We start from the raw sequence: 23,004 nt of genomic DNA, 5'->3' as shown, positions 1-23,004 counted from the left end.
GCCGCCCGCGCGGACCCAGCACCGCGACGCCGACCAGGTCCGGCCCGACCGGCGTCACGTACGCCTCGCCGCGCGGCGACCAGTGCACCTCGACGAAGTCGGTCCACGGGGCGACCGCGAAGTGCCGGCGCAGTCCGTACCGCCGAGCGCGGCGGTCCGGCCGGGCAGGCCCGAGGGCGGCCCGGATCGGCGAGTGCAGGCCGTCCGCCGCGACCAGCCAGTGCGCGGTCAGGCCGGCGGCGGCCACCCCGTGTGCGTCCTGCCGCACGTCGCCGACCCGGCCGACCCGGTGCTCGACCCCGAGCGCCGACGCCCGTTCGTAGAGTGCGGCGTGCAGCGTGGTGCGTCGTACGCCCAGCCCCGGTCCCGCCCGGAACCGGGCCTCGACCGCGTGCCGGGCGTCCAGATACCGGATCCCGGCCAACGGCCGTCCGGCGGGCGCGATGCCCAACCGGGCGAGCGCGGTCACGCCCGTGGGCATCAGCCCCTCGCCGCACGCCTTGTCCACCGGCGCCGGCCGCGGCTCCACCACGACCACGCGCAGCCCCGCGAGCGCACCGTGGATCGCGGTCGCCAGGCCGGCCGGCCCGCCGCCCGCGACGAGCAGGTCGATCACGCGGTCGCCGCCGACAGCGCGGCCGACTCGCAGCGGATCCGGACCACCATCAGCGCGGCATTGAGCCCGGTGAACACGAGCGCGGTGACCCACGCGCCGTGCGCGAGGGGCAACGCCAGGCCCTCGACCGCGACCGCGACGTAGTTCGGGTGCCGCAGCCGGCTCCACCGGTACGGCCCGCTGCGTACCGGCGACAGCCCCGGCACGACCACCACCTGCGTGTTCCAGTGCGGTCCGAGCGCGGTGATGCACCACCAGCGCAGCACCTGGGCGGCGAGCACGAGGGCGACCATGGGCCCGCCGAGCCAGGGCACGAACGGCCGATCGCCCAGCCACACTTCCAGCACGCACGCGGCCAACAAACCGACGTGCAGTACGACCATCGGCGGATAGTGTCGCCGTCCGCTGACCACGCCGCCCCGGGCCAGGCTCCAGGCGAAGTTGCGTCGGGCCACCACCAACTCGGCGCCGCGTTCGAGGGCGACCAGGCCCACCAGTGCGAAATACCAGTACATCCCCGACCTACCACTCCAGGAGGACGAGTTCGGAGCAAAACCCCGGGCCCATCGCGATCATCAGACCCGGCGTACCGGGCTCGGGTCGGGCGGCCATCGTCTCGCGCAGCACGTGCAGCACCGAGGTGGACGACAGGTTTCCCGTCGCGGCCAGCGAACGCCACGTCAGATCCAGCGCGCCGGTCGGAAGTTCGAGCGTCTCGGCGACCGCTTCGAGCACCTTGGGGCCACCCGGGTGGCACACCCACGCGGTGATGTCGGCCGCGGTCAGCTCGTGTTCGGCGAGGAATGCACGCACGTCGCCGCCCAGATACTCGCGGACCACGTCGGGGACGTTCGCGCCGAGCACGATCCGAAAGCCGGAGCCGCCCACGTCCCAGCCCATCACCCGGGCCGAGTCCGGATACATCCGACTGCGACTGGACACCACGCGCGGTCCGCGCCCGGGCCCGGTGCGCGCGTCCCCGCAGGCGACCACCGCCGCCGCGCCGTCGCCGAACAGCGCGCCCGCGACCAGGTTGGCCATCGAGGCGTCGGCGCGCTGGAGGGTGAGCGAGCACAACTCGACCGAGACCAGCAGCGCGACGTGCTCGGGCCACCCGCGCAGGTAGTCGTGTACCCGGGCGATTCCGGCGGCGCCCGCGACGCAGCCCAGGCCGAACACCGGCAGTCGCTTGACATCGGGGCGCAGGCCGAGCCGCCCGACCAAGCGAGCGTCGATCGAGGGCACCGCGAGCCCGGTCACCGTGGTGAACACGATCAGGTCCACGTCACGCGCGCTCAACCCGGCGGCGCCGAGCGCGGACTCGGTCGCCTCGGCCGCGAGTTCTACCGCGACGTCGAGGTAGACGTCGTTGGCCGCGCGGAAGTCGTCCAGCTTGGCGTAGTGGTCCAGCGGCAGGGCCAGATGGCGGGTGTCCACCCGGGCGCTCGCGTGCAGTCGGTCCAGGACGCGGCGATCGGCGCCCACCGGCAGGCACAGCGCCGCGAACGCCTCGGTGATCTCGGCTTGCGGGTATCGGTGCGGTGGCAGGGCACCACGGACGGCGGCGATGCGGGTCACGGCGTACCCCCGACTGGATGAGGGAGAAGGAGCGGAAATGCCGAACGGCGAACGGGTGGGGCTGCGGTGGCGGTTGCGCCGAACGGGTGCGGGTTCGCACCGGGCGGCCGAAACGCGTGCCGGGGCGACGACAGGGGCGATACAAGAGCGGGAGAAGGCGAAAGCGAGGTGGAGGGCGAGACGCAAGGCGGGGGCGGACGGCGACGGCGAGAAGACGGCGGGAGACGAATCGGCGGCGATCGCAACCGCCGGCGATCGGGAACGCCGGCACAGTGCCCGGCGAAACAGCGAACCCACGTCGTTTGCCCGCGCTCGCGGCCCGCATGCGCCGGTCCCGCACCGATCTCCCGGAAAGGTCACCCACGTGAGCGAAGCCGCAGCGTCGAGCCCCCCGACCGTGACCGCCCCCGCGCGCCCCCGCGAACGTGCCTCGATGGTCGGTCTCCTGCTCGCGTGTCACCCCGTCCCGACTGTCGCCGTCACCGCCCTGGTGACCGCGCTGGCCGCCGCGGCCGGCCGGGACGCCGAGGGCTGCGCGCTGGTCGGCGCGGCGGTGCTCAGTGGGCAGTTGTCGGTCGGGTGGTGCAACGACGCGGTGGACGCCGCCCGGGATCGGGCCGCCGCGCGGACCGGCAAGCCGGTGGTCGCCGGCCGGGTCGGGGCCGAACGGGTCGCGCTCGCCGCCCGAGTCGCACTCGTGGCGTGCGTACCGCTGTCCTATGCGTCGGGACCGGCGGCGGGCACCGCGCATCTGGTCGGGGTGGGCGCCGCGTGGGCCTACGACCTCGGGGCCAAGGGCACCGCCTGGTCCTGGGTGCCCTACGCGGTCGGCTTCGGCAGCCTGCCCGCCTTCGTCGCGTTCGGGCTGCCCGGGCGGCCGGCGCCCACGTGGTGGATCGTCGCCGCCGCCGCGCTGCTCGGCTGCGGCGCGCACTTGGCCGACGCCCTGCCGGACCTGGACGCCGACTGCGTGAGCGGCGTCCGCGGGCTGCCGCACAGGCTCGGCCCGGCCCGCATCCGCGCGCTCACCCCACTGCCGCTGCTTGGCGCCACCGCGCTGCTCGCGTACGGCCGGCCGGACCGGGCCGGTCGGCTCGCCCTGGTCGGCGCCGCCGCCCTGGCCGGCGCGGGTGCGCTGCTCGGCGGCCGGCGACCCCGGACCCCGTTCGCCGCCGCGATCGCCGTCGCCGCGATCGATGTGGCCCTGCTGCTGCGCCGAGGTACCGGCATCGCGCGACCCGGATCACGTCGGGTCCGACGATCATCACGCCAATGCGCGTAGACCTGGGCCGGCCAGAGCCGTTTCGGTATGCCCTGGAAAAGCGGCTGATCGGATGAAATGTCCCCATCGCTGCTTGACATACTGTCAAATTGGATCTTCGTATTTAACAATCTGTCCCATTGTCCAGTTCAGAGCACCAGGAAATCATTCATGCCCATAGCTCGATCCCGGATTCGCACAAACCGCCCGCAGATCGGGCACCGCGAGCCAGCTCGTGCCCTGCCGAACCCCCTGTTGTCCCCTCATACCTGGAGGAACCCGCACATGAGCGGACGCCTTACCCACCGCCGCCTGATCGCCTGCGCCGCTACCTTGGTCGCGGGCTCCATGCTCCTGACCGGCTGTGGGGACGACGGCGGCGACAGCGCGCTCGGCAAGAAGGACGAGAACGCGCCGTTCTTCAAGATGCTCCCGCCGGACGTCCAGAAGTCCGGCAAGCTCACGATCGGCTCGGAGATCGCGTACGCGCCGATCGAGTTCATGAAGGACGGCAAGGCCGTCGGCGTCGACCCCGAGCTGGCCGCCGCGCTCAGCAAGCAACTCGGCGTCAAGTACGAGTACAAGAACTCCCCGTTCGACTCGCTGATCACCGGGATCACCTCCAAGCGCTTCGACATGGTCATGTCGGCGATGACCGACAAGAAGGAGCGGCAGGGCCAGGGCCTGGCGTTCGTGGACTACTTCCGCGCCGGTACCTCGATCCTGGTGCAGAAGGGCAACCCGCAGAACATCAAGACCCTCGACGACCTGTGCGGGAAGATCGTCGCGCTCCAGCAGGCGACGACCAACGAGGACGTCGCGGCCGCCCAGTCCAAGAAGTGCGAGGAGTCGGGCAAGGGCGCGATCACGATCCAGAAGTACGAGCACGACGGCGAGGCCCTGCTCAAGCTCAAGAGCGGTGCCGCCGTCGCCGACCTCAACGACTTCCCCGTGGCCGCGTACAACGCGCAGACCTCCGGCGACGGCAAGGACTTCGAGGTCACGGGCGAACAGATCGATGCCGGCCTCTACGGCATCGGCGTCGGCAAGGACAACCAGCAGCTCCAGCAGGCGGTGAAGTCGGCCCTGGAGGCCCTGATCAAGAACGGCGAGTACGCCAAGATCCTGGCCAACTGGAAGGTCGAGGCCGGCGCCGTTTCCGAGGTCACCATCAACGGCGGCACTTCCTGATCCGAGGTCCGGCCCCGCCCGCCCGGCGGGGGCCGGACCCGGCGGACCGTCCCACCGGTCCGCCCGTGCCCGCGCCCGCACTCGTGCTCCAAGAGGAGGTCACCTTCCCGTGACCACACCCCCAACCCCCGCCGCCGACAAACAGCCGGCCAAGCGGGAACACATCAAAGCGATCCCCGTGCCGCACTACGGCCGTTGGGTCGCCGCCGTCGTCGTCCTGGCCCTGGTCGGTCTCCTGATCAACGCGTTCGCGAACGCGAAGATCCACTGGAATGTGACCGGCGATTACCTGTTCGACGCACAGATCATCAAGGGCGCCGTCAACACGCTCAAGATCAGCCTCTACTCGATGGCGCTCGGGCTCGTGCTCGGTGTGCTCGCCGCGATCGGGCGGCTGTCCGGCAACCCGGTCACCTCGACCGTCTCGTCGGTCTACATCTGGTTCTTCCGCGGCACGCCGGTCCTGGTGCAGTTGCTCATCTGGGGCAACCTCGCGCTGATCTTCCCGACCATGCTCGGCCACAACACCAACAACGTGATCACCCCGACCATCGCGGCGCTGCTCGGCCTCGGCATCAACGAGGGCGCGTACATGGCCGAGATCGTGCGATCGGGCATCCAGTCCGTCGACGAGGGCCAGACCGAGGCCGCGCACGCGCTCGGCATGTCCAAGGGCCGCACCTTGCGGCGCATCGTGCTGCCGCAGGCGATGCGGGTGATCGTGCCGCCCACCGGCAACGAGTTCATCAACATGCTCAAGACGTCCTCGCTGGCCAGCGTGGTGGTGTACCCCGAGGTGCTGCAAAAGGCGAAGGACGTATACACCAACAACCTCGCGGTGATGGAACTGCTCTTCGCGGCCTGCTTCTGGTACCTGCTGCTCACCACGGTCTTCAGCATCGGCCAGTACTACCTGGAACGGTATTTCTCGCGTGGGGCCAGCCGAGCGCTGCCACCCACCCCGCTCCAGCGGATCAAGGCCTACCTGTTCTCCGTCCGGCGCCAGGGGGTCGAGACTCGATGACGACCAACTTCGACAAGCCCGCGCCCACGGCGGCCGACCCCGGGCGACCCATGGTCAAGGCCGAGGACGTCTGCAAGTCGTTCGGCTTGCTGGAGGTGCTCAAGGGCATCGACCTCGAGGTCGGATCCGGCGAGGTCATGTGCATCGTCGGCCCCTCCGGCTCCGGCAAGTCCACGTTCCTGCGCTGCATCAACCACCTGGAGAAGGTCAACGCCGGGCGGCTGTGGGTGGACGGCGAACTCGTCGGTTACCGGGAGAAGGACGGCAAGCTCTACGAGCTCCGGGACAGCGAGGTGGCGCTCAAGCGGCGCGACATCGGCATGGTGTTCCAACGCTTCAACCTCTTCCCGCACATGACCGCCGCGGGCAACATCATGGAGGCACCCACCCAGGTCAAGGGCATAAGCAAGCCCGACGCCCGGGAGCGCGCCCACCAGCTCCTGGCCCGGGTCGGCCTGGCCGACAAGGCGAACGCCTACCCCGCCCAGCTCTCCGGCGGCCAGCAGCAGCGGGTGGCCATCGCCCGGGCGCTGGCCATGGACCCCAAGCTGATGCTGTTCGACGAGCCGACCTCCGCGTTGGACCCCGAACTGGTCGGCGAGGTCCTGGACGTGATGCGCGGCCTCGCCGAGGACGGCATGACGATGATCGTGGTCACCCACGAGATGGGCTTCGCCCGCGAGGTCGGCGACTCGCTGGTGTTCATGGACGACGGACTCGTCGTCGAAGCCGGCCTGCCGCGCGAGGTGCTGACCAACCCGCAACACGAGCGCACGAAGGCGTTCCTGTCCAAGGTGTTGTAACGGCGGCGCGATTCCTCGCGCCGTGCTCCGTCCGGGGTGGTGATCCGCCCCGGACGGAGCAATTCCGTTCGCGGTCCGGGCCCGGTGGGGTAGGGGCAAGGGTGTCACCCGGCTCGGGAGCCCGGGGATCCACACCGCAGAGGAATCCGTCATGCCGCACACCGCCGACCGCATGGCCGCACTGACCCAGCAGGTACTCGGCCGCCCGACGCCGATCCGGATCCGGGCCTGGGACGGCAGCGAGGCCGGGCCGCCGGACGGTCCGACACTGGTCGTCCGCAATCGACGGGCGCTGCGCCGGCTGATGTGGAAACCGGGCGAGCTGGGCTTCGCGCGCGGTTGGGTCTCCGGCGACCTCGACGTGGACGGCGACCTCTACGACGCGCTGGACCGGTTGGACGGCATCGCCCTGCACCGCGAGGCACCGCTGCCCGGCAGCGCACCGGCGGCCAAGGCCCTCGCCGGCCGCGCCCCCCGCCCCGAACGCCCGCGCCCGTTCGCGCGCGCCGCGCTGGGAGTGCTGCGCCCGGTGGGCGAGGCGCTCACCCTGACCGGGCTGCCGTTGCCGCCGTCGGCGCCCGCCGAGGAGGTCCGCCGCCGCCGGGGCATACTGCACAGCCTCCGCCGCGACCAGGAGGCGATCCGGCACCACTACGACGTCGGCAACGACTTCTACGCGCTGATCCTGGGCCCCTCGATGGTCTACTCGTGTGCCTACTGGGACCGCCCCGACGCGACGCTGGAGGACGCCCAGCGGGCCAAGCTCGACCTGATCTGCCGCAAGCTGGCCCTGGGCCCGGGCATGCGGCTGCTGGACGTGGGCTGCGGGTGGGGCTCGATGGCGCTGCACGCCGCCGAGCACTACGGCGTCCAGGTGGTCGGCATCACCATCTCGCGCGAGCAGGCCGAGCTGGCCCGCAAACGGGTCTCCGAGGCGGGTCTGACCGGCCGGGTCGAGATCAGGGTCCAGGACTACCGCGAACATGCCGACGGCCCCTACGACGCGATCTCCTCGATCGGCATGGCCGAACACGTGGGCCGGACCCGCTTCCGCGAGTACGCCGACGCCCTGTGCGAACTCCTGCGTCCCGGCGGACGGTTGCTCAACCACCAGATCGCCCGACGCCCCGCGCCGAACGAAGCGGCCTACCGCGTCGACGAGTTCATCGACCGCTACGTCTTCCCCGACGGTGAGCTGGCGCCGGTCGGCCGCACGGTGTCGGTCCTGGAGGAGGCCGGCTTCGAGGTCCGCGACGTGCACGCGCTGCGCGAACACTACGCGACCACGCTGCGCGCGTGGGTGGCCAACCTGGAGGCCGACCAGGAGCGTGCCACCCGTCTGGCCTCCCTCGGCCGGGTCCGCGTCTGGCGCCTGTACATGGCCGCCTCGGCCCTGGCCTTCGAACAAAACCGCATCGGCGTCAACCAGATCCTGGCCATCAAGACGCCGGCCTCGGGCCGCTCGGGGATGCCGCCGACGCGGACGACGTGAGCGGTTGGGGCGGGCGGTAGGGTCGCGTGGTGACAAACGAGGTCGGGGCGGGCGACGGCGGGGCGGAACGGGTGGGGACGGATGACCCGGGCCGTTTTCGCGCGGTGTCGTCGGTGGGATCCAGCAGTTGGTGGACCGCAAATCGCATCGTCCTGCTCTCCGCCTTCGTGGACCAGTGCGGCGGTGGCCCCGACGGGATACGGGCGGTGGCGAGGATGGTCGAGATGTCGGTGGAGGAGGTGGCCACGGCGGTCGAGGACGCCACGCCCTACCGAATCGTGCTGGTGTGCGTGCGGCCCGGTGATCCGGTCTTCGGCGTGGACATCTCCCACTTGGAACCGAGGTGGGCCGGGCCGGGCTCCATGGACGTTCAACGCTGGTTCACCGAGATCGGTTTCGCCCCGGACGGCGACGACGTCCGGGTCCAGGTATCGCCCCACCCGCAGGAGGTGCCCACCGGGTTCGCGTCGATGACCACGCACTGCTCAATCGGGGAGGACGCCTTCGCTTTGCGCATCGCGCGGTCCAGGGTCGAGGCGGGCGGGGTCGGGCCGGGGCGGGCCACGGGCGGGGCGACGGTGCCGGCCGGCGATCCGGTGTGCCGAGCCCTGACGGCGATCGTCTGCGGGTTGGTCAACGGCCACGAATGGTGGCCCGGCGACGCGTTCCGCTTGGTGGAGGGGGCGATACTTCCGTTCGTGGCCGGCTCGACCTGCGCGGAGGGCATGCGCTTTCTCGACCGGGGCAGTGCCCTCGAATGGGCCGATCTGCTCGAATCCGCGCATGACGAACCGGGCTTCACCGAGCTGATCGAGCGGGCCGCGTTCGCGCCCGCACCCGATCCGGTGCCGGTCGACCCCGGGCAGGTCGCGGAGGCGATCGGCGAGTGGGGGACCGCGTTGTCCTGCCGACTGGAATGGCCCTCGGGCGCCGAGCCGACCGCCGACGAACTCGCGGCGACGATCGCGGCTGGCGCGGCGCTGCCGGACGGCCCACACGGTGTGCTCGAACTGCCCCTCGTGCGGGTGACGTTGCGCTCCGCCGAGGCCGGTGGCCGGCTGTTGACGTGCACGCCTCGGGCCGAGGCGACCTGGCAGGATGTGACAGTGGCGCTGCGGACCATCGCATGGCGGGTCGAGCAGGCCGGCGCGATCCGGATGAGCGTCGACATGGCCGACTCCGCCCGCTGACCCAGCCGGGTCGATCCGCCCAGGGCCTGTCAGTCGAGGATCTCGACCGGTCCCCCGCGACCGCGCAACGCCACGCGCTTGCACACCAGACCCGCCGCGCGCAGCCGGAATGTGATCGCCCGCAGGTCCGCGGACACGTCCTGCCAGGAGGCGTCCGGCTCGGGCTCGCACTCGACCTCCCACACATGGGCCTCGTCGCGCTCCGTCAGCCCCGGTCCGAACGAGATGGCCATGCGGTCGTTCTCCAGGCGAGCACTCCGGCCGCTCGTGCACTGTCGGCTGCCGGCCACGGCCGAGGCGAGCACGTCGAGCTCGCCGTCCCACGGCACGTAGTACACGATCTGCGGCGGGTGGTCGCCCAGGGCCAGGCCGCCGAACGCCGGATCGCCGGGCTCCGGCAGCGTGCGCGGCCGCAGTCGGCTCCAGTCGGCCGCATGATCCTGTCGCCACGAGTCGGGGCGGAAGTAGATCGTGCCCGCCCAGTACTCGGCGTCGTACCGGAACAGGGCGTCCAGGTCGTCCTCCTCGACGAACTCGCGGTCGTACGGCCGGAAATGCCGGTCGACCCGAAGATGGGCCTCGCTCGCGGGTACCCCGAACTCCCGAGTCATCGCCTCGGCGATCCGGGACAGGTACACATACACCTCCTCGGTCGCGCGCACACCGAAGATCGACACCGGCGGCAAGGGGTCCTCGGGGGAGGGGATTTGCGTGGCCACGGGGCGACTCTACGCACCCGGCGGCAGCCACCGGGACACGGCTCCCACCGCCGATCTCCCCCCGGCCGTCCCACCGACGCACCGTGGCCGACGCCGAGGTCGAAACAGCCCCGACGCCGGGTGACTTCGAGAGTCGGGGCTGATCCTTGCGATCCTCTATGGAGCCGTGCGCAGGATCGACGGCCCGCAGTCCACTCGACCACGCGGCCCCTCGTGCCACGTCCATTGGCCATCGCCCGTCACCGTGACGCCGTGTTCTTCGCGCGGGGGTTCACCCCGCGCCCGCCACGCTTCGTAGGCGGCCTCGATCTCCCGCCACAGATCGCGCGGCCCACCCTCGTTCACCTCGAACGCGCGGGCGTCCGGTACGTAGTCGACGGACGCCCAGGACTCCCCGTCGACATACCACGTGGTGAACTCCCCGGCATGCGCGCCCGATCCGAAGAAAGTGCGTTGCTCGACATCGGGCAGCCGAAGCCCGATCGCGAAATCCGCGTGCTCCTCCTGAAGGGGTCGCGGATCCGTCGTCGTGTGGCGGACCCTGCCCGCGCTCGGGTCCGCGATCACGTCACCCACGAACCGCCGCGCCTCGAACCTCGGGCGCTGCGACCGGGCCCACATGAAGTTGACGTTCCCCACGAACCGGCCCGACGCCGTGCCGTCGCCCGCGACCACCAGGCGCAGGAGCCCGGAGTTGTGGTACGCCGTGCCCCAGGGCGTCAGGATCACCCCCTTGGGCCGGACCTGCTCCACCCACGTGTAGGGCACGTTCCGTACCGCCATGGTGGCGATGAGGCGATCGTAGGGGGCGCCCTCCTTGTACCCGTGCAACCCGTCGCCGACGATCAGGGTCGGCATCGGGTCGGCAGCCCGCAAGGACTCCTGCGCCTGGATCGCCACGACGGGATCCACCTCGACCGAGGTCACCCGGCCACCGGTGAGCGCGGCGGACAACAACGCGGTGGACCACCCGGTGCCGGTCCCGATTTCGAGGATGTCGTGATCCGGGTCGACGTCGAGTTGTTCGAGCATGTGCCGCACGAGCGAGGGTTGCGACGACGACGATGTCGGGATCAGGTTCCCGTCCGGCATGCCATCATCCATCTGGGTGACAAGCGGGAGGTCGGCCGCCACGGCCTCCGCCCACGCCTCGGGGTCGGTGTCGCGGTCGATCCGGGTGTCGTCACTCCCCCACACCACCGCCGGGACATACGAGCTCCGGGGCGTGTCCGCGAACACGCCGTCCCAGTCGACCAAGGTGCTCACTTGTCCTTCTCCTTGTCGCGGTCCTTGTCCTTCGGCGGCAGGGGCCTGTCCCACTGGCCATCCTGCTGCCGTTGGGGGGTCTTGGCGTCGCCGTCCTTGTCGTCCTTGGCGTGGTTCGCCATCGTCGTGCCTCCCGAATTGGCGGGTGTCGAGCCGGTGTAGGTGGGTGGTGGCATCGGTATCGCCGTCATCGCCCCTCCTCTTCATCGAGCAGAAACGGAGGTTCCGACCAATCGGCCACCGCCCCCAAGGGGCAGCCGACTCGTTCGAGATCGGCCAACAATGCGAACCAAGCGGGACCGACCGCCGGTTGCACGGTCGCCAACATGCCTTTGTCCACTGCGCACAACTCCGTGAGCGTGCCGTCCGGCCGGAGGGTCGTGTCTTCCCCACCGACGTATCCCACGCTCCGGTACAGAATCGGCGGAGGCGGCCGAAGAATGACCAAGTCCCGCACCCAGCAGGCGAACTCGATTCCGCTGCGCAGCCGTAGGTGAACCTGCCGCCCCCGCACGTCCATAAGCACACCCTCGCGGCCCGAATAGGCGTCGCGACACCACGCGTGCCGATAGCGCTCGAAGAACGCGTGGCCCAGGTCGAGATCCTCCTGCGTACTCCCAGATGCCCGCTGTCGAGTGGTCATCGGGCGTTCCGCCCACCCGAGCGCAGCCCACGGAACCGCACCGACAACCGCCAGGTCCACAACAAACGCAGGCGCGACCGAAGTCGCGGCCTCGGGGGCGGGGTGACCGCAGGAGTATCGGCCTCCGCCCCGCCGACCCACTCCCGAATCAGCACGCTCAACCGCTCGTCCTGCCAGTCGCGATCCATCACCGGAACCGTCACCGAACCATGTTGAGTCCAGCCGAATTGATATGTCATCGTGGGTACGTGTCCTTTCTGTGAGGGGCACGCGGGGAGTGGGGCGACTCGCCAAAGTTGAGCCCCACTCCCTACGCCCGTCGCAGCCCCGTCCTTCGGCCTGCGACGTTTTGAGCAAGAGGAGTTGCCTCTCTCTTCCGTACACAGTCTGTCGCTCTACGTCCCCATCATGAGGCGGGAGAGCTAGCCTGTGCATCTCGGCACCGTTACCGATTTGCGGTGGAACGGAATGGGGGAACGCCCGTGCGATACCAAGCGAAAAACCTCGAACCCCAAGGCTCGCCACGGCAGATGTTCGGGCGTGAGATTCGGGTCAAACGCAACGGCGTGGGCATGTCACTGACGGCGTGCGCGTCGATCCTGGGCTACAGCAAGGCCGCGATGTCTCGATACGAGACCGGTGAGAGCACCATCCCACCGGACATGCCGGCAAAATTGGATATCGCGTTCGAGACGGACGGGTTGTTCGTACGGCTCTACCAGATGGTGGAGCACGACCAATTCCCGGACCGTTATCGCGGGTTCATGGCGCTGGCTGCGAAGGCGAAGGCGATCCTGGAGTACTCGGCGTTCCCCGTGCCTGGGTTGTTGCAGATCCCTGCCTATGCTCGCGCACAGTTCATCGGCTTTGAACCCGATGCGTCGGCTGCCGAGATCGAACGACGCGTTATCGCGCGGATGAATCGGCAACGCATCTTTACTCGGGAACATCCACCGCAGTACGGGGCGATCCTTGACCAGGCGGCCATCAGCCGGCCGATCGGTGGTCCAGCCGTCATGCGAGCACAGCTCGAAGTGCTGTTGCCCCGGATGGACACGCCGTTCGGCACGATCCAAGTCCTACCGTTCGGCTCCGGAGCGCACACCCTGTTGGGCGGATCGCTGACGCTCCTGACTCCGCCGGACAGTGAGCCCGTCGCATACCTCGAAGGCAGCCACACAGGGCAGTTGCGCGAGGATCCCGCTACTGTCGCAGGGCTTCAGGCGGCGTACGATCGCCTACGCGCCTACGCCCTTTCCCCGAAGGAATCGGGAGCGATGATCCGGGCAGTCATCAAGGAGTTGGAAGCATGCAAGGAACCCGAGACGCAAGCATCACAACGTGGCGCAAGAGCACGTACAGCAACGGAGATCAAGGTAACTGCCTTGAGGTCCACGATGATCTCCCGGGCCTCGTCCCGATACGCGACTCGAAGGAACCGAGCATCGGGTACCTGACGATCGGCGCGGCATCCTGGACAGCACTGACCAACGCCCTCCGGAACTGACTCGCCCCGGGTCGCGCCCGCCTTCTACGCGATGCGCAGGCGGTCGGCGAGAGTGAGGAGCGGCCTCGACCCGTGGCGCTCGCGGGAAGCAAGGTCTGCGACTACTCGGCGGGATGTGGCGTGGTAGCGCATCGGTCGATGTGGGCGAGTGCACGGTCGACGTAGTAGCGCGCCTGCCATGTGGGTGGAAGGCTGCCCAGGGCAGTGATGCGCCGGGATTCGGCCAACGCCTGCTCAGGCCGGTGCATTTCGACATATGCATTGACCGTGGCGACCCCCGCGTTGGTGGGGCCGAACGGGGTGGCGTAGTCGATGCGGTCGGTGCCGATCCTGGCGGCGGCGTTCGCGAGACACAGGAGTTCGGCGGCGGTGTCCTTACACTCCGCTCGTACGGCGGCCGAGGCGGCGTGTAGCAGCAGGATGCCCCACAGGGCCACGTCGATCGGCGGTGTCTTCGTCCACGACGGCTCGATCTTCTCCGCGGTTGCCTGGGCCACTCGCTGCGCGTCGTCTATCCGCCCCTGCTTGCTGAAGATCCACGAAAGCGTCGACATGCCCATGACTTCGAGTCGGGGGTCGTCGGAGTGCCCGGCGGCGATCCTGGCCCGCTCCATCGCCGTGTACGCCGCGTCCTCCTTGCCGAACGCGGCCACAGTCGTTGACGCGACCTGATACGCCTCCGCCAGGATGGCGAACGAGGCGGCGCGGTCGGCGCCGGAGTGTTCGCGCGTCGCGGAGCGAGCATCCGAGATGAGGCGCGGCAATACGGCGGCGATCTCCGACAACTTCCCTTCGCGCCGGATCACCTCCGTCGACCTCAACGACGCCCGGAGATCGAGGACGGACGGCGATTCCCCGTCGGCGACCTCCATCTCGTCTTCGATCAACTCGGAGACCGGAGTCACGGCCCGCCGGAGCGCCAACAGGCTCGGTAGGGGATCCCGGTGCGCCGCCCCTCGAACGTGGTCGGCTGCCCGATCAGGATCGACGTTTCCACATCGAGCGCGCTCGCCGGTGCGTTGAGCGTGGAGAGCCGGGCCGTGAGCCGTTGGTTCTGTTCCAGCTTGCGAACGCCATCGACCGAGACCCCCGCAACGGCGGCGAGCGACTCTTGAGTGTGGTTCCTCTGCGGGCGCAACCGCGCGATGCGATCCCCGATGCTGTCGTGCATGGTCCGGACTCCCCCGCAAGGTAGGCGCTACTCCCACGGTCCGCCTGTGCATCGGGCATGAATCGCGGGAACCGACCACCGACTCACCCGCGACCCGCTCGACTCACGCCCCGAACATCTCCCTGCACGCGTCCAAGCCCTCGATCTCGGTCGGGATCGTGCGGTGTTCCCGCCATGCCTCTCGGGTCAGGCGAAAGCGGCGGACCGGGCGTGGCGGGCCGGTTTCGTCGGCCGGGAGGATGTCGGTGCCGTCGTCGGCGTAGCCGAGGCGGCGGGAGACCGCGAGGGACGGGGCGTTGTCCGGGAGGGCGGAGGAGATCGCCCATTGGGCGTCGAGGCCGGTGAAGGCCAGCTCCAGCATCGCGGCGCGCATCTCCGTACCGAAGCCGTGACCCTGGTGGGCCAGGCCCAGCCAGGAGCCCGAGCCGATCTCGCGTCGGCGGGCGAAGTCCTCGGCGCCGCAGTCCTGGAGGCCGATCACCCGGCCCTCGTGCACGACGGCAAGGAGCAGTTGCCAGTGCTCCGGTTGCCAGTTCGCCCACGTCCCCCAGTAGAACTTGAGCGCGTTGCGGGCCCGGGCCGGATGCGGCGCGCGCGTCCACGGCGTGCTGAACGGCATGTAGTCGGGCGCGTGTACCCCGAGTTCGGCAAGCTCGACCAGTGCCACGAGGTCGTCCTGACTCGCCGGTCGCAGCTCCAGTCGAGGCGTGGTCATCCGTAGGCCGAACACCGGCCAATGGTCAGTGAGCATGGTCGATTCTCGACGGGACGCACTGCCCCGCGCGAGCGAAATACCGCCGCCGCGCCCGCTACCGCTCCCCCGTCGTCGGCGCCAGCCCATGCAGCAGCAGGTCCGCGAACGCGTCGCCCACCTCGCGCGGCGACATCGGCCCGTCGAGTTGGTACCAGCTGTTCAGGTGGTGCACGCCGCCGAAAAAGTTGTGCGTGGCGATGTCGGCCGACACCTCCGCGCGCAACAGGCCCTCGCGCTGGCCCTGTTCGATCAGTGAGCGAAAGCGCTCGTGGTAGCGGCGCCGCTCGGCCCGGATCTCGTTGCGCTTGTCCGGGGCGAGCAGGTGCATCGAGCGGAAGTAGACGACCGCGTCGTCGATGTTGCCCAGCGTGGTGACCACGACGTCCGCCGCCGCCTCGCGCAGTCGGTCCACGACCGGCTCGGGACCGTCCGCGATGGTGTTCAGCCGCTCGGTCTGCATCGCGAGCATCCGGTGGTAGATCTCCACCAGGAGGTCGTCCTTGGACGCGTAGTAGTGGTACATCGCACCCTTGGTGACCCCGGCTGCGGCCACGATCTCCTGCACCGAGGTGCTCTCGAAGCCGCGCTCGGCGAACATCCGCGAGGCGATCCGCAGCAGCCGCTGTGGCAGGGGTGTCTCGTCGGCCTCGGACAGAACCGGTGCCGCGTTTCCGCGACCTCTAGCCGCCATGATGTCCAACCTTTCGAGGGAGCGTTCGACGCTACCCTAGCCAAGATACCGACCGGTCGGTACCGTATTTTGCGCACGGCACGTTTCGCGCACCCTACGGCCACGAAACGTCCGCGCCGTCCGCGACCAGGGAGAGGAAGGCGCCGGTGGACTTCAGCTACGACGCACGGACCGAGGAACTGCGGGAGCGACTGCTCGCGTTCATGACCGAGCACGTGTACCCCGCCGAAGCCGTGTTCACCGAGCAGGTGGCCGAGCCGGGCGCCGACCCGTGGGGCCGGCCGCCGGTGATCGAGGAGCTCAAGGTCGAGGCCCGCAAGCGCGGCCTGTGGAACCTGTTCCTGCCGGGCGCCGAGGGCGCGGGTCTGACCAACCTCCGGTACGCGCCGCTGGCCGAGATCGCCGGGCGCAGTCCGCACCTGGGCCCGGAGGCGCTCAACTGTGCCGCGCCCGACACCGGCAACATGGAGTTGTTGCACGACTTCGGCACGCCCGAGCAGCAGGAGCGGTGGCTGAAGCCGCTGCTGGAGGGCAGCATCCGCTCGGCGTTCTGCATGACCGAACCGGACGTCGCCTCCTCCGACGCCACCAATATCACCACGCGCATCGTGCGCGACGGCGACGAGTACGTGATCGACGGCCGCAAGTGGTGGTCCTCCGGCGCGATGGCGCCCACCTGCGAGATCCTGGTCGTGATGGGCAAGACCGACCCGGACGCGCCGCGCCACCGCCGGCAGAGCATGATCCTGGTGCCGCGCGACACCCCGGGCGTGCACATCCGCCGCGGGATGCACGTCTTCGGCTACACCGACGGGCCGCACGGCGGTCACGCCGAGGTGGTTTTCGACAACGTACGGGTGCCCGCCACGAACCTGGTCGGCAACGCCGGCGACGGCTTCGCCATCGCGCAGGCCCGACTCGGCCCCGGCCGGATCCACCACTGCATGCGGCTGATCGGGATGGCCGAGCGCGGCCTGGAGCTGATGTGCCGCCGGGTGGTCGCCCGCGAGGCGTTCGGCGGGCCGCTCGCCGATCAGGGCGTGATCCAGGAGTGGATCGCCGAATCCCGGGTGCGCATCGAACAGTTGCGCCTGCTCGTACTAAAGACCGCGTGGCTGATGGACACCGTCGGCAACCGCGGCGCGCACCGCGAGATCCAATCGATCAAGATCGCCACGCCGCTCACCGTCGAGTGGATCCTGGACAAGGCCATCCAGGCGCACGGCGCGGGCGGCCTGTCCCAGGACTTCGTGCTCGCGTCGCTGTGGACGCACGCGCGCACGCTGCGCCTGGCCGACGGGCCGGACGAGGTACACCGTCGTTCGCTCGCCCACCGCGAGCTCAAGTCCTACCGAGAGGCAGCCGCCCAGTGAGCGACTCGTCCCGTCCCGTAGCCATCGTCACCGGCGCGAGCCGAGGCATCGGCCTGGGCATCGCCCAGGCCCTGGTCGCGCGCGGCGACCGGGTCTGCGTGACCGCGCGCGGCGCGGACACGCTGGCCGAGGTGGTCGAGTCGCTCGGCGGCCCCGGACACGCGATCGGCGTCGCCGGCAAGGCGCACGACCCGGTCCACCAGGACGCCGCGGTGACCGCGACCCTGGAGGCGTTCGGCCGGATCGACATGCTGGTCAACAACGCCGGCATCAACCCGGTATACGGCCCGCTGGTGGAACTCGACCTCGACGCCGGGCGCAAGATCCTGGAGGTCAACCTGCTCGCCGCGCTCGCCTGGACCCAGCGCGTACACAAGGCGTGGTTGGGCGAGCACGGCGGCGCGATCGTCAACGTGTCCTCGCTCGCCGGTGCGCGGCCCGCCCGGGGGATCGGCTTCTACGGCGTCAGCAAGGCCGCGCTGACCCACCTGACCGCCCAGCTCGCGAGCGAACTCGGGCCGCGGGTACGGGTGAACGCGGTGGCGCCGGCCGTGGTCAAGACGGTCTTCGCGACCGCGCTGTACGAGGGCCGCGAGGAAGAGGTCGCGGCGGCCTATCCGATGGCCCGGCTGGGTGTGCCGGAGGACGTGGCCGGCGCGGTGGCGTTCCTGCTGTCCGAGCAGGCGAGTTGGATCACCGGTCAGACGCTGCTGGTCGACGGCGGCGTGAGCCTGTCCGGCGGTGTCGGATGACCGCGCTCGCCGGCGCCAATGTGGTGATCACCGGCTCCGGCGCCGGGATCGGCGCGGCACTGGCCCGGCGTTTCGCCGCCGACGGGGCGCGTGTGGTGGTCAACGACCTGGACGCGGATGCTTGCCGTGCGGTCGCCGCCGACATCGACGGCATCGCGCTGCCGGGCGACGCGGCCGGCGAGGAGGGCGTCGCGGCGCTGATCACCGGTGCCCGCAAGGCGCTCGGCGGGGAGATCGACATCTACTGCGCCAACGCCGGCATCGGCGAGGGCATCGGCCTGGACGCCTCGGAGCAGTCGTGGGACCGCTCGTGGGACGTCAACGTGATGGCACACGTACGCGCCGCCCGGTTGCTCACCCCGGCCTGGCTGGCCCGGGGCCGCGGCCACCTGGTCACCACGGTCTCCGCCGCCGGCCTGCTCACCATGTTGGACGCGGCGGCGTACTCGGTCACCAAACACGCGGCGTACGCGTTCGCCGAGTGGATGGCGATCACCTACGGCGCCAAGGGCATCACCGTGCAGGCCATCTGCCCGCTGGGCGTGCGTACCGCGCTGCTCGGCGCGACCGGCGAGGCCGCGGCGCTGCTCCTGAACGACGGCGCGGTCGACCCGGCGGAGGTCGCCGAGGTGGTCGCCGAGGCGATCGCGAACAACGCCCCGTTCCTGGTTCTGCCACACCCCGAGGTGGCCCGGATGTACGCGGGGCGGGCCGCCGATCCCGACCGTTGGCTGGCCGGAATGCGCAAACTCCAGGCACGTCTGGAATTTGCGAAGGAGAGTCGAGCACAGGAAAGCTGAGCTTTTGGTCCGAGGCGGTGGCGCCGTGCCGCCGGCTCGGGTCGGCGTGACGCAGCCGAAGGAGCCGCAGGTGCCGGTGAACGAGATCGAGACGGTGCTCGGGCCGGTGCCCACCGCCGCGCTCGGCACGACCCTGATGCACGAACACATCTTCGTGCTGACCCCGGACAGCCAGGCCAACTGGTCCCCGGACTGGGACGAGGAGGCCCGGGTCGCGGACGCGGTCGAGCGGTTGCGAGCGCTGCGCGCGGCAGGTGTGACCACGATCGTGGACCCCACGGTGGACGGAATCGGCCGGAACGTGCCGCGCGTGCGGCGGATCGCCGAACAGGTTCCGGGCCTCAACATCGTGGTCGCGACCGGAATCTACACCTACGTCGACGTCCCGGCGTTCTTCCGCCATCGGGGCCCGGGGGCGCTTCCGGGTCTGCCGGATCCGATGGTCGACCTGTTCGTCCGGGACATCCGCGAGGGCATTCAGGGCACCGGGGTCAAGGCCGCGCTGCTCAAATGCGCCATCGACGAACCGGGCCTGACCGGCGGCGTCGAGCGGGTGTTGCGCGCGGTGGCCCGGGCGCACCTGGAGACGGGCGTGCCGATCATGGTGCACACCCACCCGCGCACCAGGACCGGATCGCACGTACGCCGGGTGCTGACCGAGGAGGGCGTGCCCGCCGCACGCGTGCAACTCGCACACAGCGGGGACACCGACGATGCCGATCACCTGACCGAACTCGCGGACGCAGGCCACCTGTTGGGCATGGACCGGTTCGGCCTCGACACCACGTTGTCGTTTGCCGATCGCGTCGCGATCGTGGTCGAGATGTGCCGCCGGGGATATGCGTCGAGCCTGGTGCTGTCCCAGGACGCCGCGTGCCATATCGATTGGATCGACCCGGAGTTGATGCCGCTGCTGCCCGACTGGCACTACCGGCACGTGCTGAACGACGTGCTTCCGGCGCTGCGGGCGCAGGGCGTGTCCGACACGGATCTGACCACGATGCTGGTGGACAACCCGCGCCGGTGGTTCGAACGGGCCTGACCCGGGCGCCGAACGTGGGCCCGGGCGCCGAAGTGCACTTTCGGCGCCCGGGCGGCGGTGCTCATCCGCGGCGCAGCGCGGCCAACTGCGCGGCGAACGGGACCACTTCCTCGAATTCCGCGGTGGGACCGGATGCGGCCCGCGGCAGTCCCGCCGCGAGGTCGGCGAGTTCGCCGCCGGCGCGGGCGATCCGCGCGGCCAAGTCGTCGCCGGCACCCGCCGACGCGCCCCAGTCTTCGGTCGCCGCGTACACCGAGGTCGGGGTGACCGTCGCCCGCAGGTAGGCGAACAGCGGGCGCAGTGCGTGCTCCAGGGCCAGCGAGTGGCGCGCGGTGCCGCCGGTCGCCGCGATCAGTACCGGTTTCCCGGTCAGCGCGGTGTTGTCCAACACGTCGAAGAAGGATTTGAACAGCCCGCTGTAGGACGCGGTGAAGATCGGCGTGACCGCGATCAGGGCGTCCGCACGGGTGACCGTCTCGATCGCGGCGCGCAGGCCCGGCGGTGGGAAGCCGGTGACCAGGTTGTGTGCGATGTCCACCGCGACGTCACGCAGTTCGACCGTGTGCACGTCGACCTCGACGCCCCGATCGACCAGCTGCCGCCTGGTGGCCTCGGCAAGTCGGTCGCCGAGCATGCGGGTGGACGAGGGTTTGCCCAGTCCGGCCGAGACGACCGCGAGCTTGACCGGTTGCGCCATGGTGACCCTCCTTCCTTTCTCTCTTTGGTGGGTTTGGTGCTGTGTGCGGTGCCGTGTCCGGCGGTGTGTACGACCGTCAGAGGGCCGGCGTACTCTCGTTCGCAGCGGCCTCCACCGCGGCCTCGTCCCGCCGGGCCACCAGCGCCGCGTGAGTCGGGCCCGCGGGCACGTCGGCTCCGCGTCGGGCCGCGAACTCCTTGCGCAGCACCGGGAGTACCTCCTCGCCGAGCAGGTCGAGCTGCTCCAGCACGGTCTTCAGCGGGAGTCCCGCGTGGTCCATCAGGAACAGCTGGCGCTGGTAGTCGCCGAACGAGTCGCGGAAGGTCAGCGTCTTGTCGATGACCTCCTGCGGGCTGCCCACGGTCAGCGGCGTCTGGTCGGTGAACTCCTCCAGCGACGGGCCGTGGCCGTACACCGGCGCGTTGTCGAAGTAGGGACGGAACTCGCGCACCGCGTCCTGCGAGTTCCTGCGCATGAACACCTGACCGCCGACCCCGACGATGGCCTGCTCGCGTGTTCCGTGGCCGTAGTGCTCGAAGCGGTCGCGGTAGAGGTTGATCAGCCGGACGAAGTGGTCCCGGGGCCAGAAGATGTTGTTGGCGAAGAATCCGTCGCCGTAGTAGGCGGCCTGTTCGGCGATCTCGGGGCTGCGGATCGAGCCGTGCCACACGAACGGCGGAACGCCGTCCAGCGGTCGCGGAGTCGAGGTGAAGCCCTGGAGCGGGGTCCGGAACCGGCCCTCCCAGTCGACCACGTCGTTGCGCCACAGCTCGTGCAGCAGCGCGTAGTTCTCGATCGCCAGCGGTATGCCCTGGCGGATGTCCTGGCCGAACCACGGATAGACCGGTCCGGTGTTGCCCCGGCCCATCATCAGGTCCACCCGGCCGTCGGCCAGGTGCTGGAGCATCGCGTAGTCCTCGGCGATCTTCACCGGGTCGTTGGTGGTGATCAGCGTGGTGGACGTGGAGAGGATGATCCGCTTGGTCTGCGCGGCCACGTAGCCGAGCAGCGTGGTCGGCGACGAGGGCACGAACGGCGGGTTGTGGTGCTCCCCGGTCGCGAACACGTCCAGACCGACCTCCTCGGCCTTGAGCGCGATCGCCACCATCGCCTTGATCCGCTCGTGCTCGGTGGGCTCCCGACCGGTGGTGGGGTCGACGGTGACGTCTCCGACGGTGAAGATCCCGAACTGCACGATGACCACTCTCTCAGTAGTTGAACACTCAATCACCCGATGCAAGCGAGATCCAGGGCGGGCTATTCCCGAATGGAGCGCGCACCTGGCCGGCAGGTCGCCGCGCTGCGCGAACAACCCGGGACGGGGGCGGCCGGTTGCACGCCCCGACCGTGCGCTCCGCGACGGGATGCCCCTCCGCTACGCGGCCGCACCCACCGAATCGGCCCACACCCCGCGCGGGGGCACCCCGGAAACCCGCACCGGCCGGATCGGCACACACACGCTTCCGACCCGCACGCCGACACCCCGGCATGGGCAAAGGCGCGCCCGTAGCGCACAGGCACTCCGGCGCGGAGCAACCGGCCCGTGCCGGAGTGCGAAGCGAACACGCGACAGACCCCGAAAGCACACAGACCACCCGAGCGCGGCGCGCACCGCCCCACACAACCCGGCCGTTATTCGCACAGGATTCGTAGCCGGCCGGCCGCGCCGGGCAAGGGCGCATGGCCGGAAATGGACCGGACCGGGCGAGCGATGGCCGGCGCCCGGGACGGTGCCGCGCAACGAAAGGAGGCGCCGACCCGGTTACCCGGGGGCGCCTCCCATATGCCGACCGCGTGGAGTCGGGATGTTCAGAGGTTGCTCAGCTTCGCGTAGGGACGGCAGATCCGCTCCTGACGCGACCCGAAATCGACAGTGACCGCGATGTCCTCTTCGACACCGACGATCCGACCGAGTCCGTACTGATCGTGCGTCACTCGTGCACCGAGTTCGAAATCCTCGATGATGGGAGCGACCGGGACATTGAAGGGACTGGTGGGCAGAATGCGCCGGGTCACGGCTGACGTCGTCATCCCCACCAGTATGCGCCTGTCGGGTGACGCGCGGGGCGTTCGGGGGCGGTATAGGCGAAGCCGTAACCGGAAAGTGTCCCCACGATATGGCGGTTCGAATCCCGTATGCGCCCGTCGAACCCGGCCGAAATGCCCCGCCCCCAACTCTGCCGCAGGTCACGCGGGATCCGGCCACGCCCTGGCGGCGCACCCTATGCGAACAACGCCCCGGTAAACCCGATTGGGCCGATCGGGCGACATCCGAATGCATCGCCGACGCCTGCTCGAAGCACCGCACCGCATCGCGCGGCGCTGCGGGGATCGCGATCGTGTCGTGACCCGGCGTTGCGGGCACCTCGGGATACCGCACCCGGTACGGCCGCGCTGTCGCGTCGCCGGCGTGCCGCACCCCCGCGCCGGGGCG

At 70.1% G+C, this 23,004-nt stretch carries 26 protein-coding genes and 1 pseudogene; 12 read left to right on the top strand and 15 right to left on the bottom strand.

Translation table 11 applies throughout. The features are described 5' to 3' along the window. From ABZS54_RS33320 to ABZS54_RS33310, 3 genes are all read right to left on the bottom strand, one after another. The coding region (locus tag ABZS54_RS33320) for an FAD-dependent monooxygenase (RefSeq protein ID WP_355544688.1) at positions 1-616 on the bottom strand (616 nt) is incomplete at its 3' end. Next, positions 613-1,131 (bottom strand): isoprenylcysteine carboxylmethyltransferase family protein, encoded by a 519-nt coding sequence (locus ABZS54_RS33315; RefSeq protein WP_355544685.1) that lies wholly within the window; start codon positions 1,129-1,131, stop codon positions 613-615. The genes ABZS54_RS33320 and ABZS54_RS33315, both read right to left, overlap by 4 nt. Positions 1,132-1,138: 7 nt before the next feature. Continuing rightward, the gene (locus ABZS54_RS33310) at positions 1,139-2,194 is read right to left on the bottom strand and encodes a 3-oxoacyl-[acyl-carrier-protein] synthase III C-terminal domain-containing protein (RefSeq protein ID WP_355544682.1); all 1,056 of its coding nucleotides are present in this window, start codon (positions 2,192-2,194) and stop codon (positions 1,139-1,141) included. A gap of 433 nt (positions 2,195-2,627) precedes the next feature. Between ABZS54_RS33310 and ABZS54_RS33305 the strand changes: the two genes are divergently transcribed. The 6 genes from ABZS54_RS33305 (at position 2,628) to ABZS54_RS33280 (ending at position 9,155) form a co-directional block, all read left to right on the top strand. Further along, a complete protein-coding gene (locus ABZS54_RS33305; protein WP_355544679.1) occupies positions 2,628-3,476 on the top strand; it encodes a UbiA family prenyltransferase in 849 nt (282 codons plus the stop codon). 264 nt (positions 3,477-3,740) lie between these two features. After that, positions 3,741-4,646, top strand: coding sequence for an ABC transporter substrate-binding protein (locus ABZS54_RS33300; RefSeq protein ID WP_355544676.1), 906 nt, complete (start codon positions 3,741-3,743; stop codon positions 4,644-4,646). Positions 4,647-4,755: 109 nt separating this feature from the next. Further along, positions 4,756-5,670, top strand: a complete 915-nt coding sequence (locus tag ABZS54_RS33295) for an amino acid ABC transporter permease (protein ID WP_355544673.1) — start codon at positions 4,756-4,758, stop codon at positions 5,668-5,670. After that, positions 5,667-6,473 carry an amino acid ABC transporter ATP-binding protein gene (locus ABZS54_RS33290; RefSeq protein WP_355544670.1) on the top strand — a complete coding sequence of 269 codons (807 nt, stop codon included), beginning with the start codon at positions 5,667-5,669 and terminating at the stop codon, positions 6,471-6,473. The genes ABZS54_RS33295 and ABZS54_RS33290 overlap by 4 nt, the downstream gene beginning before the upstream one ends. A 151-nt stretch (positions 6,474-6,624) precedes the next feature. Beyond that, positions 6,625-7,965: a cyclopropane-fatty-acyl-phospholipid synthase family protein gene (locus ABZS54_RS33285; protein ID WP_355544667.1), complete on the top strand. Its 1,341-nt coding sequence runs from the start codon at positions 6,625-6,627 to the stop codon at positions 7,963-7,965. 113 nt (positions 7,966-8,078) lie between these two features. Next, positions 8,079-9,155 carry a hypothetical protein gene (locus ABZS54_RS33280; protein WP_355544664.1) on the top strand — a complete coding sequence of 359 codons (1,077 nt, stop codon included), beginning with the start codon at positions 8,079-8,081 and terminating at the stop codon, positions 9,153-9,155. Between the two features lie 29 nt (positions 9,156-9,184). On the opposite strand, the gene ABZS54_RS33275 is transcribed toward ABZS54_RS33280, so the two are convergent. From ABZS54_RS33275 to ABZS54_RS33255, 5 genes are all read right to left on the bottom strand, one after another. Next, on the bottom strand, positions 9,185-9,874 hold the full coding sequence (locus ABZS54_RS33275; protein WP_355544661.1) for a hypothetical protein: 690 nt from the start codon (positions 9,872-9,874) through the stop codon (positions 9,185-9,187). Positions 9,875-10,030: 156 nt separating this feature from the next. Then, positions 10,031-11,140: a hypothetical protein gene (locus ABZS54_RS33270; RefSeq protein ID WP_355544658.1), complete on the bottom strand. Its 1,110-nt coding sequence runs from the start codon at positions 11,138-11,140 to the stop codon at positions 10,031-10,033. Then, positions 11,137-11,331, bottom strand: a complete 195-nt coding sequence (locus ABZS54_RS33265) for a hypothetical protein (protein ID WP_355544655.1) — start codon at positions 11,329-11,331, stop codon at positions 11,137-11,139. Before ABZS54_RS33265 ends, ABZS54_RS33270 begins: the two co-directional genes overlap by 4 nt. After that, on the bottom strand, positions 11,328-11,783 hold the full coding sequence (locus ABZS54_RS33260) for a hypothetical protein (protein ID WP_355544652.1): 456 nt from the start codon (positions 11,781-11,783) through the stop codon (positions 11,328-11,330). The genes ABZS54_RS33265 and ABZS54_RS33260 overlap by 4 nt, the downstream gene beginning before the upstream one ends. Next, the gene (locus tag ABZS54_RS33255) at positions 11,780-11,986 is read right to left on the bottom strand and encodes a hypothetical protein (protein WP_355544649.1); all 207 of its coding nucleotides are present in this window, start codon (positions 11,984-11,986) and stop codon (positions 11,780-11,782) included. The genes ABZS54_RS33260 and ABZS54_RS33255 overlap by 4 nt, the downstream gene beginning before the upstream one ends. A gap of 327 nt (positions 11,987-12,313) precedes the next feature. Between ABZS54_RS33255 and ABZS54_RS33250 the strand changes: the two are divergent. Next, positions 12,314-13,057 (top strand): annotated as a pseudogene (locus ABZS54_RS33250) (helix-turn-helix transcriptional regulator); the annotation flags it as partial. 35 nt (positions 13,058-13,092) lie between these two features. Further along, positions 13,093-13,290, top strand: coding sequence for a DUF397 domain-containing protein (locus ABZS54_RS33245; RefSeq protein WP_355544647.1), 198 nt, complete (start codon positions 13,093-13,095; stop codon positions 13,288-13,290). Positions 13,291-13,391: 101 nt separating this feature from the next. Here the strand turns inward: ABZS54_RS33245 and ABZS54_RS33240 are convergent, their stop codons facing one another. The 4 genes from ABZS54_RS33240 to ABZS54_RS33225 form a co-directional block, all read right to left on the bottom strand. Continuing rightward, positions 13,392-14,177: a hypothetical protein gene (locus tag ABZS54_RS33240; protein WP_355544644.1), complete on the bottom strand. Its 786-nt coding sequence runs from the start codon at positions 14,175-14,177 to the stop codon at positions 13,392-13,394. 14 nt (positions 14,178-14,191) lie between these two features. Further along, a complete protein-coding gene (locus tag ABZS54_RS33235; protein ID WP_355544641.1) occupies positions 14,192-14,461 on the bottom strand; it encodes a helix-turn-helix domain-containing protein in 270 nt (89 codons plus the stop codon). Between the two features lie 103 nt (positions 14,462-14,564). After that, entirely contained in the window at positions 14,565-15,212 is a 648-nt protein-coding gene (locus ABZS54_RS33230; RefSeq protein WP_355544638.1) for a GNAT family N-acetyltransferase, read from the bottom strand. 58 nt (positions 15,213-15,270) lie between these two features. Beyond that, positions 15,271-15,906: a TetR/AcrR family transcriptional regulator gene (locus ABZS54_RS33225; protein ID WP_355544635.1), complete on the bottom strand. Its 636-nt coding sequence runs from the start codon at positions 15,904-15,906 to the stop codon at positions 15,271-15,273. Between the two features lie 146 nt (positions 15,907-16,052). Between ABZS54_RS33225 and ABZS54_RS33220 the strand changes: the two genes are divergently transcribed. From ABZS54_RS33220 to ABZS54_RS33205, 4 genes are all read left to right on the top strand, one after another. Beyond that, a complete protein-coding gene (locus tag ABZS54_RS33220; RefSeq protein ID WP_355544632.1) occupies positions 16,053-17,279 on the top strand; it encodes an acyl-CoA dehydrogenase family protein in 1,227 nt (408 codons plus the stop codon). Next, on the top strand, positions 17,276-18,031 hold the full coding sequence (locus ABZS54_RS33215) for an SDR family oxidoreductase (RefSeq protein ID WP_355544629.1): 756 nt from the start codon (positions 17,276-17,278) through the stop codon (positions 18,029-18,031). The genes ABZS54_RS33220 and ABZS54_RS33215 overlap by 4 nt, the downstream gene beginning before the upstream one ends. Beyond that, positions 18,028-18,831 carry an SDR family oxidoreductase gene (locus tag ABZS54_RS33210; protein ID WP_355544626.1) on the top strand — a complete coding sequence of 268 codons (804 nt, stop codon included), beginning with the start codon at positions 18,028-18,030 and terminating at the stop codon, positions 18,829-18,831. The genes ABZS54_RS33215 and ABZS54_RS33210 overlap by 4 nt, the downstream gene beginning before the upstream one ends. A gap of 76 nt (positions 18,832-18,907) precedes the next feature. Next, a complete protein-coding gene (locus ABZS54_RS33205; RefSeq protein ID WP_355544623.1) occupies positions 18,908-19,873 on the top strand; it encodes a phosphotriesterase-related protein in 966 nt (321 codons plus the stop codon). A gap of 61 nt (positions 19,874-19,934) precedes the next feature. Here the strand turns inward: ABZS54_RS33205 and ABZS54_RS33200 are convergent, their stop codons facing one another. From ABZS54_RS33200 to ABZS54_RS33190, 3 genes are all read right to left on the bottom strand, one after another. Continuing rightward, a complete protein-coding gene (locus tag ABZS54_RS33200; protein ID WP_355544620.1) occupies positions 19,935-20,570 on the bottom strand; it encodes an FMN reductase in 636 nt (211 codons plus the stop codon). Positions 20,571-20,646: 76 nt separating this feature from the next. Then, the gene (locus tag ABZS54_RS33195; protein ID WP_355544617.1) at positions 20,647-21,765 is read right to left on the bottom strand and encodes an LLM class flavin-dependent oxidoreductase; all 1,119 of its coding nucleotides are present in this window, start codon (positions 21,763-21,765) and stop codon (positions 20,647-20,649) included. A gap of 614 nt (positions 21,766-22,379) precedes the next feature. Next, positions 22,380-22,601, bottom strand: coding sequence for a hypothetical protein (locus ABZS54_RS33190; RefSeq protein WP_026218929.1), 222 nt, complete (start codon positions 22,599-22,601; stop codon positions 22,380-22,382). Positions 22,602-23,004: the final 403 nt, after the last annotated feature.

The sequence above is a fragment of the Embleya sp. NPDC005575 genome (assembly GCF_040605455.1).
GTDB lineage: Bacteria > Actinomycetota > Actinomycetes > Streptomycetales > Streptomycetaceae > Embleya.
This window is presented reverse-complemented; position numbering and strand designations above follow the sequence as displayed.